10 protein-coding genes are annotated in these 11079 nt (G+C 62.4%); 7 read left to right on the top strand and 3 right to left on the bottom strand.

All coding sequences use genetic code 11. From position 1 onward, the window contains the following. Positions 1 to 32: 32 nt before the first annotated feature. Together QM596_RS18835 and QM596_RS18830 are read right to left on the bottom strand one after the other, a co-directional pair. A complete protein-coding gene (locus QM596_RS18835; RefSeq protein WP_054187858.1) occupies positions 33 to 1886 on the bottom strand; it encodes a BCCT family transporter in 1854 nt (617 codons plus the stop codon). 425 nt (positions 1887 to 2311) lie between these two features. Next, positions 2312 to 2719: a hypothetical protein gene (locus QM596_RS18830; protein ID WP_283309646.1), complete on the bottom strand. Its 408-nt coding sequence runs from the start codon at positions 2717 to 2719 to the stop codon at positions 2312 to 2314. 39 nt (positions 2720 to 2758) lie between these two features. Here QM596_RS18830 and QM596_RS18825 point away from each other — a divergent pair, with 39 nt between their 5' ends. Next, on the top strand, positions 2759 to 3085 hold the full coding sequence (locus QM596_RS18825; RefSeq protein ID WP_029254362.1) for a hypothetical protein: 327 nt from the start codon (positions 2759 to 2761) through the stop codon (positions 3083 to 3085). Position 3086: 1 nt separating this feature from the next. Here QM596_RS18825 and QM596_RS18820 read toward each other — a convergent pair whose 3' ends face one another. Beyond that, positions 3087 to 3227, bottom strand: a complete 141-nt coding sequence (locus tag QM596_RS18820; RefSeq protein WP_003941170.1) for a hypothetical protein — start codon at positions 3225 to 3227, stop codon at positions 3087 to 3089. 244 nt (positions 3228 to 3471) lie between these two features. Between QM596_RS18820 and QM596_RS18815 the strand changes: the two genes are divergently transcribed. From QM596_RS18815 to QM596_RS18790, 6 genes are all read left to right on the top strand, one after another. Further along, entirely contained in the window at positions 3472 to 4203 is a 732-nt protein-coding gene (locus QM596_RS18815) for an SDR family oxidoreductase (protein WP_070387085.1), read from the top strand. 150 nt (positions 4204 to 4353) lie between these two features. After that, positions 4354 to 5721 (top strand): purine-cytosine permease family protein, encoded by a 1368-nt coding sequence (locus QM596_RS18810; protein ID WP_070387086.1) that lies wholly within the window; start codon positions 4354 to 4356, stop codon positions 5719 to 5721. Between the two features lie 30 nt (positions 5722 to 5751). Beyond that, positions 5752 to 7332: a hydantoinase/oxoprolinase N-terminal domain-containing protein gene (locus QM596_RS18805; protein ID WP_283309645.1), complete on the top strand. Its 1581-nt coding sequence runs from the start codon at positions 5752 to 5754 to the stop codon at positions 7330 to 7332. Further along, a complete protein-coding gene (locus QM596_RS18800; RefSeq protein ID WP_020968290.1) occupies positions 7329 to 8438 on the top strand; it encodes an S-methyl thiohydantoin desulfurase family protein in 1110 nt (369 codons plus the stop codon). The genes QM596_RS18805 and QM596_RS18800 overlap by 4 nt, the downstream gene beginning before the upstream one ends. 6 nt (positions 8439 to 8444) lie before the next feature. Further along, positions 8445 to 9503, top strand: coding sequence for a DUF917 domain-containing protein (locus QM596_RS18795; protein ID WP_283309644.1), 1059 nt, complete (start codon positions 8445 to 8447; stop codon positions 9501 to 9503). Next, on the top strand, positions 9500 to 11035 hold the full coding sequence (locus QM596_RS18790) for a PucR family transcriptional regulator (protein ID WP_283309643.1): 1536 nt from the start codon (positions 9500 to 9502) through the stop codon (positions 11033 to 11035). Before QM596_RS18795 ends, QM596_RS18790 begins: the two co-directional genes overlap by 4 nt. Positions 11036 to 11079 lie beyond the last annotated feature (44 nt).

Genomic DNA, 11079 nt, shown 5'->3' with positions numbered 1-11079 from the left:
ATATGCCTAATGCAACATGCCGAACGTGCCGGTCAGTCCGTACTGGCAGCTTGCGCGTGGCCTTCTGCCGAGTCGGCGAACTCGGGTGTGTCGAACACCTCTCCGCCCAGTGGATCGACGACCTTCGATTCCTCGGAGAAGTCGACGGCGCCGGTATCCGGGTCGATGTTGACCGCATGGGCGGGGACTTCGTGGACCGCGACGAGCATGTGGGCGTCGGAGGGATCCGTCATGATCCCGCTTTGTGACGGAGTGAGCCCGGCGAAGGTCGACGAGATCTTCAGATCGCGGAGCCGCTTTTCGGTGGGTTGCGGAACGTCGGTCGATGCCGAGGTATTTGTAGAAACCCGCAGGTAGCGCGGTGCCGAAGCGACCTCGTATCGGAACGCCTTCAGCATCGACAGACATGCCAGCACCATGATGACCGAGAACGGTACCGCCGTGGCGATGGCAACGGTTTGCAGCGCCGTGAGCGATCCACTGCCACCCACGATGAGGAGAACTGCGGCCGCGGCACCGGAGAGGAACGTCCAGTAGACACGCGTGATCTTGGAGGTCTCCAAGCTGCCACCGGTCGCAAGGATGTCGATGACGATCGAGCCGGAATCCGCGGACGTGACGAAGAAGAAGACGATCACGACGATCGCGAGAACACTCGAAATCGTTCCGAGCGGAAGTCCGTCGAGAAGCGTGAACAGCGACGTGTTGGTGTCCACTGCGCCGGATGCGTCGAGCATCGTGCCTTCGTTGCGCTGACGCAGAATGCCGGAGTTACCGAAGATCGTGAACCACAACGAACCAACCAGCGTCGGGGCCAGCAGCACACCGAAGACGAATTCGCGGATGGTGCGGCCGCGTGAGATGCGCGCGATGAACATGCCGACGAACGGCGCCCAGCTCATCCACCAACCCCAGTAGAAGATGGTCCATGCGCCCTGCCAGCCGTCTTCGGCGAACGGGGAGGTGCGCAGCATCAGTTCGGGCAAGGCCTGGACGTATCCGCCGAGGTTCTGCACCCACGACTGCATGAGGAACAGCGTCGGTCCCAGAATCAGGACGAACAGTGCCAGCGCGGCAGCGAGCATCATGTTGATGTTGGAGAGCCACTTGAGGCCCTTCGTGACACCGGAGACGACCGAGAAGGTCGCCATGCCCGTCACGATGACGATGATGGTGATGACCAACCAGTTGTCGGTCTCCACCCAGCCGAGGTAGTCGAGGCCGGCCGAGATCTGCTGGACACCGAAGCCCAGCGACGTCGCGACACCGAACAGTGTGCCGACGATGGCGACGACGTCGATGGCGTGGCCGATCTTTCCTTCGATGCGAGCCCGTCCGAGGAGCGGCTCGAGCAGCCAACGGATCGAGAGCGGGCGACCCTTTCGGTAGGTCATGTACGCCAGACCGAGGCCGACGACGACGTAGATCGCCCATGCATGCAAGCCCCAGTGGAACAGCGTCAGTTCCATGGCTTGATTGGCTGCGGCGTCCGTGGATCCGGCGATCTGCCCGGCGACGGGTGGGGTCACGTAGTGCGAAAGTGGTTCGGCTACTCCGTAGAACACGAGCCCGATGCCCATGCCGGCGCTGAAGAGCATCGCGAACCACGAGAGCATCCCGAACTCGGGCTGCTCGTCGTCACGTCCCAATCGGATGTTGCCGATGCGGCTGATTCCGCAGTACAGCGCGAAGATCACGAAACCGGTGGCCGAGAGGATGTACCACCAGCCGACGCCGTCGCTGATCACGTTGTTGAGTGTTTCGAAAGCATCCGCGGCGGTTCCCGCGTAGATCACGGCAAAGGCGATCAGGGCAAAGATCACTATCGACGCGGGGATGAACACGGGTTTCCGTAGTTCACGCCACGCAGTTTTGACCGCAGTCATTCCACTCCTCGAACGTTCAGGCATTCACAGCGCCCATCAGGGCGGCCACGTGTCACGCGTAGGTGGGCGTTTCGCTCGCACCATCGCAGGTCAAGACCGGGCTATTGCTTTGAAATTCAACGTAACGTCAAGTTTCGGTCAACTCAACTGGACGAAAGATGCTGCACTGTCGCGAAAGTTTTCACTGGATGCCGTAGTTCCGGTTGTAAATCGTTGGGTAATAGTGGCATTGGGCCATGAGTGGAATGCTGAACGGCGAATTCGATTGGTACGGTGAGTTGAATCGGTCGAGTCGACGCTCACCGATTGACCACATTTGTCAAACTCGGCGAAACAGCCTGTCTGTCAGGTGGTTAACTCCTGGCGTGCTTGCCCGATCGTGGCGGTCAGGTGTCGATACCTAACTGTGATTGTGATGGTCGCAACTATCGGTGATGCGGGCCCTGTTCGCCCCGCTGAGCGTCGATCAGATCCATTGCATCCTTCAGACCCAAGCCCGGATGCAGTTCGCGTAGTGCCTTGATTGCCGGAATACGGTCGTCAGTCGACGCGAGTGCACTACGGACGTCGTCGGCGGGTATTTCGGTGGGGGCAGTTGTCCCTTCCCACCACACCGACTGAGGTTTGTTCCTGTTTCGCCAGGCTTGGACTGCGTAGTAAGCAGACCCGACCGTCGCGAAAAGCCAGATTGCGAGGAATGTCCAATTCCAAGCTGTGGGTTCTGTGATGACCTTGTCGATGGTGCTTGGGCCGAAGAAAACGAGTAGCCAAACCAGCACGATCGTCTGCCACCATCGCTCGACGCGCCTGCTCGGATTCCACCACTCGGCCATCGACCGATACTCGCACAGGGCTGCTGTTTCGGTGCGACGATGGTGATCATGGAGATTCGTGATGCGGTGGAGCGACTTCGGGCGGATTCCGGGACCTCGATGATCTTCGGAGAACCGCACCAGACCAGCGACGGATCGACGATCATCACGGTTTCGCGACTACACCGGCAGTGGCGGGGCGACCCGATACCGGTGCCAGTGGGAGTGTTCTCGATCCACGAGGGTGAGCCGTCGTGGTCACCGGCCGTCGATCACACCAGGGCGGCCTTGATGGGGGAGTTCATCGGGTTGGCGGCCGCGGTGATCGCAACCCTGGCAGTTCTACGTCGACCGCCCTGGCCTGATGTGACGATTCGGAAGGGGTGACTCAGAAGGGGTGACCCAGAATTACGCCGATCAGTTGGAACGGCATCGCGAGGAACATCGATCCGACGTAGAGCGGATAGCGAATCGGGTCGCCGGCGAGGTAACCCTCGGCGAGCCAGGCCATGACATCTGCTGATCCCATATTCGTTACTTCCCTTCGCGGTTGTGGTTCACCGACATTTTCGGTCGTGGGAGTTGTTTTGTTACAAGCGAACTCGAAGGAGGAGTGCATGTGACGGCAGTTTCGACGCAGCAAACTCAGTCAAGTGAGATCCCCGGGGGCGGCAGTCTCTACCGGCTTAGTCTGGATACTTAGCACCGTGGCGTAGTGAAATCTGTGCATTCTGCACATGTCGGGACAATTCGGTGAGCCTTACAGTCGCTAAATGACAACGACACCTTCTCCTCTCTCAGACAAGACCGTCGTACTGATCGGTGGCGGAACAGGCATCGGGCTGCGGGTGGCGCAGCTTGCCGTCGACGCCGGCGCGCAGGTAGTTCTCGGTGGCCGAACCACATCCAAGCTGGAAGCAGCGGCCACGCAGCTGGGTGAGGCGGCGCACTGGTTCACAGTCGACACCTCCGACGACGACTCGGTGAAAGCGTTCTTCACCAACATCCCCAGCGTCGACGCTCTCTTCACCACGGCTGCCGATTACCAGGTCGGCTCGTTCCGCGAACAGAGCGTCGAGGAAGCGGCGTCGCCGTTCACCTCCAAGTTCTGGGGGCAGTACCGCGTCGTGCACGCTGCGCTCGACAAGCTGACACCCACCGCATCGGTGGTCCTCATGTCCGGTGCTGCCAGTGTGCGGCCACCCGCGGCTGCCGCGGCCTACGTTGCGGCCAATGCGGCAATCGAGGGGCTCGGGCGGGGGCTGGCGGTCGAGCTGTCGCCGATTCGCGTCAACACCGTTGCTCCCGGAACCATCGACGGGCATCTGTGGGCTCAGCGTCCGGCGGAGGTTCGGGAGGCGGCGTTCACCTGGAGTGCGGAGAACAACGTGCTCGGCCGCGTCGGGAACGAAGACGAGATCGCACAAGCGGTGTTCTATCTCTTCACCAACACGTACACAACGGGTTCCACGCTGTACCCCGACGGCGGGTACGCGTTGCGCTAGACCGTGCCATTTGACGACTGTGTGAAATGACGACTGTGCGAAATGCATTGTCGTAACACGAAGAAACGCCAATTCGCCCATAGGCGTGACCCCGACCACATTCGTACCGTCTTCTCCGAGAACACTTCCCAACTATTCGAGGAGTCCGTCATGAAAAACACATCAACGACCGCCGCCGGCGGTGAAGTGTCCGACGGTGACGACTACGCGCTCACCCGCGTTCCCGACGAAGCACGGTATTCGTGGTTCTCGGTGGCAGTACAGCGATTCGGTCAGGTATCGGCACTCGCACAGTTCCTGCTCGGTGCGACGCTCGGCTACGGCATGACGTTCTGGAATGCCTTCTGGGCATTGACAGTCGGGGCGGTGATTCTCGAGGTCGTCTGTATTTTCATCGGCATCATCGGGGTTCGTGAAGGGCTCAACACGTCGGTGGTCGCACGCTGGTGTGGATTCGGGCACGCGGGTTCCGCGGTGATCGGCCTGGTGATCGGAGTCAGCCTGATCGGTTGGTTCGGCATCCAATCTGCTGTCTCTGCATCAGGTTTGCACGGAATCATGCCGTTTCTGCCGCAGTGGGCGTGGGCACTGGTCTTCGGCCTTCTGATCACCGCGATAGTCCTTCGCGGGTTCGGCTCCATGCAGCTGATCGCAAACATCACCGTTCCCCTGTTCCTGCTTCTGGTGGGTTGGGCCGTCATCGCCGAACTGCGTAATCACTCGCTGTCCGATCTGATGTCATCTGCGCCGGCCGGGCCGGAGCTCAGCTTCCTCGCCGGAACCACCATCGTCGCAGGCGGTTTCATTGCCGGAGCAGTGATCACACCCGACATGACGCGATTCAACCGCACGGCGGGTGACGTCGTGAAGCAGACACTCGTCGGAATCACATTGGGCGAATACGTGATCGGATTGACCGGCGTACTTCTTGCGCATGCCGTTCGCAGTTCCGATATCGCCACGATCATACTGTCGTCGGTCGGCTGGGTCGGCGTTCTCATCATTGTTCTCGGGACTTTCAAGATCAACGACTGGAACCTGTACAGCTCGGGGCTCGGCATCGTGAACTTCATCGACGTAGTGTTCGGGCGACGCATCAATCGCGCCGTCGTCACCGCTGTGGTCGGCGTGACCGGTTCGATCCTCGCGGCTGCCGGAATCCTGAACTCGTTCACCGACTTCCTGATCCTGTTAGGCGTCGGATTCCCGCCGATCGCCGGAATCATGGTGGCGGAGTACTTCATCGTCAAGACCTGGCGCAAGGACCTGGAAGAGAGTCGAGCCGCGGGTACCCTCCCGAACTCGGCGCCCACTTGGGTGCCGGCCACGTTGGTGATCTGGATCGTCTCGGCGCTGATCGGGCATTACAGCACCTTCGGTTTGCCGTCCATCAACGCGGTGGCCTCGGCATTCGTTCTCTACGTCGTCGCGGGTCGACTCGGCCTGATTCGCGGGGTCGGACGCACCACAACCGAAGCGCCGCAAGAGCCTTCGGGAACATCTGCGCTCACGCACTAGCACTGCAAACACTGTAGAAGGGAGTTCGCGATGCGAATCGGAATCGACGTCGGTGGTACAAACACCGATGCGGTCCTGATGGACGGGACCACCGTCATCGGGCATGTCAAACACTCGACCAGCAAGGACATCACCGGCGGAATCGGCGGAGCTCTGGCGGCGCTGCAGCAGCAGTACTCGTTCTCTCCCAGCGCTGTTCAAGCAGTGATGATCGGCACGACGCACTTTCTCAACGCTCTCATCGAGCAGCGAGGACTTGCACCAACAGCGGCTCTGCGATTGGGGCTTCCGGCGACCGCAGCGCTTCCGCCGATGGTGGGGTGGCCGCGAGACCTGGTCTCCGCTGTGCAAGGAAGGCGCTACCTCGCTCACGGTGGGCACGAGTTCGACGGTCGTCGTATCTCACCGCTGGATCCCGACGAGATTCGTCGCCATGCCGCCGACATGGCTCGCAGCGGTACTCGTTCGGTCGCAATATCGTCGGTGTTCTCTCCGGTCAATCTCGAATGCGAAGCGGCGGCAGCGGAGATCGTGCGTCAGGAACTCGGTCCGGACGTCGCAATTTCGCTCTCTCACGAGATCGGTCGAGTGGGTCTACTCCAGCGGGAGAACGCGACCATCATCAACGCTGCGCTGCGCGAGCTTGCCGATCACATCGTCGACGGTCTTGCCAGTTCTTTGGTCGAGCACGGCATCGCCGCACCGCTGTATCTGAGCCAGAACGACGGAACCTTGATGGACATCGAGTACGCAAGGCGTTATCCGGTGGCGACTTTCGCGTCGGGACCGACCAACTCCATGCGAGGCGCCGCTGTTCTGTCCGGTCTGGCCAGCTGTGCGGTGATCGACATCGGGGGCACCACTACCGACGTGGGCGTACTGACCAACGGTTTCCCCAGAGAAGCCACCACGGAGGTGACGGTCGCGGGGGTACGGACCAATTTCCGTATGCCGGACGTCTTCTCGATCGGTATCGGTGGTGGTTCGCTGGTGGATCCGGACGGGCTCACAGTCGGACCCGAATCTGTGGGATACGAATTGGGTTCACGGGCACTCGTATTCGGTGGTGACACGTTGACGGCCACCGACATCGCCGTCGCGGCAGGCTTGGCCGACGTCGGAGATCGCAGTGCGGTAGCGCACCTGGACCGCGGTCTGGTGTCGACGGCACTCGACCGGATCTCGCGCCGGGTCGCCGACGCCGTGGAACAGATGCGGACCACGTCGGATCCACTTCCCGTTGTGGCGGTTGGCGGGGGATCGGTTTTGCTGGAGCACGAACTTCCCGGCCTGGGAACGGTGATTCGTCCTGAGCGCTTCGACGTTGCCAATGCGATCGGCGCTGCGATCGCGCAGGTCAGTGGTGAGGTAGATCGAGTCGAAGCGGTACGGGACGGGCGCAGGCAGATTCTTGCCGACGACGCTCGCCAGGAGGCGATCGATCGGGCAGTCGCAGCAGGCGCACGGCCCGAGTCGGTGCAGATCGTGGAGTTCGACGAGGTCCCGATTCCGTATCTGCCGGGCAACGCAACACGTATTCGAGTGAAGGCAGTCGGTGACTTGGCACTGCACAGTGGTCTGGTCTCCACCGGTCAGGAAGGCTCACGATGAGTTGGACACTACGAACGGCAGACCTCGACGACCTCGCCAGGGGCGCAGCTTTGTTGGGGACCGGCGGCGGGGGAGATCCGTTCGTCGGCAAGATGTTGGTCACGCAGGCGCTCGGGGAAGCCGGTGAAATCACGATTCTGGATCCGGAGGAGCTCGACGACGACGCGTGGGTGATCCCCGTCGCGCAGATGGGTGCACCGACCGTCGTGGTCGAGAAGATGCCGCGCGGAACCGAACCCGAGCTGGCGCTGATCACGTTGGAGAAGCACACGGGGCGAACTGCAGATGCCACGATGCCGATGGAGTGCGGCGGGATCAATTCGATGATTCCGTTGCTGGTGGCAGCGCGGCGCGGACTGCCGGTTGTCGACGCCGACGGGATGGGACGAGCCTTTCCTCAGCTCGAGATGGAAACCTTCTCGGTGTACGGGATTTCGGCGAGTCCGCTCGCCATGGCGAACGAGCACGACGAGGTGGCGATCTTCGACACCGGCAGCGACAACAGCAGATTGGAGGGCCTCGCTCGCGGGGTGACGTCGAGGTTCGGTGGGATGGCGCATATCGCGCAGTACTCGATGACGGGTGCAGATGTGAAGCGGACGGCGATCCCACGGACTCTGTCGTTGGCCTTGGCCATCGGTCGGTCCATCAGGCTTTCACGTGAGCAGCGGGTGGACCCGGTTCAGGCGCTGGTGGACGGTCTCTCCGACACGCTTTACGGATACGGGCGAGTTCTCTTTCACGGCAAGGTGATCGATGTCGACCGGCGAACCGATGAGGGGTTCGCTCGAGGTTCGGTGCGGATCGCCGGCGTCGGAGACGAAGAGCTGGAAGTTCAATTCCAGAACGAAAATCTGATCGCCGTGCAATCCGGAGTAATGGTGGCGATCGTGCCAGACCTTATCTGCATCGTCGAGGCCGACACTGCCGAGCCCATCACCACCGAGGGATTGCGGTACGGGCAGCGAGTTGCGGTCATCGGGATCGCGACTCCGCCGATCATGAGAACACCGGAGGCACTGGCGGTCTTCGGCCCGGCAAGCTTCGGACTCGATCGCCCGTTCCTGCCGGTGGAGACACTCGAGCAACCTGTACTGGCAGAATAGCGAGCCGTGAGCAGGCTGCACGCGGTCCGGGAGGCCGACCTCGACGCGATCGCAGCGGGGGCGGTGGTCTTGGGCTGCGGTGGGGGCGGCGATCCACGCCTGTTCGTGGAAATGCTGCGTCCACTGATGACGTCAACGCCCGTGGAAGTCATCGCGCCGGACCAGTTGCCGTCCGGGGCGCTGATCATGCCGGTGGGAATCGTCGGATCGGCCCTGGCTTTGGAAGAGCAACTGCCCTCCGGGCATGAGTTTGCCGACACTGCAGCAGCTTTGACGCGGTGGACTGGTAAGCGTCCGACCGCGGTGATGACTTTCGAAGGCGGTGGACTCAACGCTCTCTCCGGCATTGCGGCGGCGTTGGCGTTGGGAATTCCCGTGGTCGACGCGGACCTGCTCGGTCGAGCGATGCCTCGGCTCGATCACTTCTCTCTCGCCGCAGCCGGGTTGGAATTGTGCCCGGTCACCCTCGCCCAGCCCGGCGGCCTCATTACCGTCGTCGACGGAGTGGATGTGCTGGGCGCCGAGGTAGCAGTGCGGTCGTTGATCGGGAGAACCAGCGGTTGGGGCGCTCTGGCGATCGCGTCGATCGATGCGCGGACTGTGCAGGAGGCGTGCATTCCGGGAACTCTGTCCCGAGCATATGAACTGGGTCAGCACGTCGGGACCCTCGGCAGTTGGCGGGAGATCGCCGAAAGCTCCGGGGGGCGAGTAATGGGGACAGGCCGGGTGCGTGCGGTGCGTCGTAGTCGCCCGAACGCCGGCGATCGTCGGGGCAACGTGATTCTCGAACACGATTCTGCGGTGATACGAGTCGAATTCGAAAGTGAGTTCCTGACCGTCGCGTCGGACGGCGAGATGATTGCGACATGTCCGGACATCGTGACGTTGCTCGACGTCCGGACCGGTGCCTTCGTCTCGTGCGAATCAGTGCACCAGGGGCAAGATGTGGCCGTGTTGGTTCTGCCCGGCCCTCAGTGGTGGGCGGAAGATGTGAGCAGGTTGAAAGTTGTCGGCCCGCGGGCCTTCGGGATCGACCACGACGCAGTGCTGATGGAGGCGCAATGAGCGCGAGTGTGTCGGCGTTGCTGAACAACCCGATCTTTGTCGGGTTGTATCGACTTGCCGGCGAAGGTGATCCCGTCGTGACGACAGTGGGAGCACTCACCGGGGAATCGGCACAGTCAGCCGAGGCCGTGTCGGGTGCGGCGGGTGCAGGATCAGTTCTGGTGATTCTCGATCGAATCGACGTCGGGGAGTGGAGATTCGACGCTCTCCTTCGACGCACGGCGGCGACCGGCTGCCAGGTGCTCGCGGTACACAGCACTGCGGCGGAGGATGCGAATCTCTCGTTGCTTGCCGACCGTCTCGGACTGGTGGTGCTCGGAGTATCCGACCCGTGGCAGTTCAGCGTGGATCTTCGTGATCTTCTCTCGAATTCGCGGGCGGTGATGGCCGACGCGGTACTGCGGGCGACACACGCGGGCCAGCGGGCCGGCGGAAGCGTCGAGAATCTTCTGTCGGTGCTGCTGAACACATTTCAGCGTTCGTTCATCCTCCTGGACGCGTCCGGACGCCCGCTGACCGGCGCCGATTTGTTGTCCGACGCTGATCGAGCAGCCGCCGGTATGTTGTCGGGCCGCGGGGCGCCCACCACCGTTGAATTGGACTCCGGCGGGGTCCTGATTGCGTGCCCGGTGATGTCCGGCGCAGCCCGAGAGCCCTGGCTGGCGGTGCTGCTCCCGGTGCGTCAAAGCGTCGAAGAGGCTTCTCTCTCAGTGGTTCTCGACGTGGCCTCGTTGGCTGCCGGGCACCGACTGGCCGTTGCACGCATGGTCGACGAGCGTGAAGCGCGCCGGCGTAGCGCGCTACTCGGTGAACTGATCGACACGTCAGCAGACGCCACACCCGGACTGCTCCGGCGCGCACTCGACGCGGGTTGGGCACTGGACGGATGGCATATCGGCATCAAAGTCCTGGCGGTCGGTGAGGTCGACCTGGTGGCCAGGCGCAGTGAGGTCGCAGACGCCCTCGCCGCCGAGGGAATCGACGCCAATGTCGTGGAACAGGCTGACGGCTGGGCAGCGTGGACCACTCTGCCGGGCGAGCCGCGACCGGAGTCGATCACCAGGATCGCCGAGAGTATCCGTGCAGCTCAGGCGAGGTTGGAACCCACGATGGAGACCTGGGTCGGTGTGGGACGCGCACACGACGGTCCGGCTGGAATCGGTGCGTCCCTGTCTGAGGCCGGGGATGCCGCTCGGCTCGCGGGTTCGAGGTCGCACACAGGCCGCTTCCTGCACGTGGACCGCCTGGGGCTGGCGCAGTTGCTGCTGGCGTGGACGCGAACCGACACGTTTCAGCCCGCAGCCGCGGCGCTGCTCGCGCCGCTACGCGATTCGAATGGAGAGTTGCTCGAGACTCTGTCGACGTACCTCGACGAAGAATCGTCTCTGGCTCACACCGCAACCCGAATGGGCTTGCACCGCAACACCGTATCGAGTCGGATCGATAGAATTCAGCGCCTTCTCTCGGTGGATCTCGCAGATCCGGAAACGAGACTCGCGCTCCACCTTGCTTGCCGGACCATCGCGCCCTGACGGAGATCTTCGCGGCTTCGTCTTGACAAGCACGGGAGGTTCCT

This window comes from Rhodococcus sp. IEGM 1406, assembly GCF_030056745.1.
Taxonomy (GTDB): domain Bacteria; phylum Actinomycetota; class Actinomycetes; order Mycobacteriales; family Mycobacteriaceae; genus Rhodococcus_F; species Rhodococcus_F erythropolis.
Note: the sequence above shows the minus strand (reverse complement) of the source record. Positions and strands in the feature narration are given on the sequence as shown.

Excerpts from the sequence above, each read along its gene's own strand:
- QM596_RS18835 (WP_054187858.1), bottom strand. The coding sequence starts at position 1,886 with ATGACTGCGGTCAAAACTGCGTGGCGTGAACTACGGAAACCCGTGTTC.
- QM596_RS18830 (WP_283309646.1), bottom strand. The coding sequence starts at position 2,719 with ATGGCCGAGTGGTGGAATCCGAGCAGGCGCGTCGAGCGATGGTGGCAG.
- QM596_RS18825 (WP_029254362.1), top strand. The coding sequence starts at position 2,759 with ATGGTGATCATGGAGATTCGTGATGCGGTGGAGCGACTTCGGGCGGAT.
- QM596_RS18820 (WP_003941170.1), bottom strand. The coding sequence starts at position 3,227 with ATGGGATCAGCAGATGTCATGGCCTGGCTCGCCGAGGGTTACCTCGCC.
- QM596_RS18815 (WP_070387085.1), top strand. The coding sequence starts at position 3,472 with ATGACAACGACACCTTCTCCTCTCTCAGACAAGACCGTCGTACTGATC.
- QM596_RS18810 (WP_070387086.1), top strand. The coding sequence starts at position 4,354 with ATGAAAAACACATCAACGACCGCCGCCGGCGGTGAAGTGTCCGACGGT.
- QM596_RS18805 (WP_283309645.1), top strand. The coding sequence starts at position 5,752 with ATGCGAATCGGAATCGACGTCGGTGGTACAAACACCGATGCGGTCCTG.
- QM596_RS18800 (WP_020968290.1), top strand. The coding sequence starts at position 7,329 with ATGAGTTGGACACTACGAACGGCAGACCTCGACGACCTCGCCAGGGGC.
- QM596_RS18790 (WP_283309643.1), top strand. The coding sequence starts at position 9,500 with ATGAGCGCGAGTGTGTCGGCGTTGCTGAACAACCCGATCTTTGTCGGG.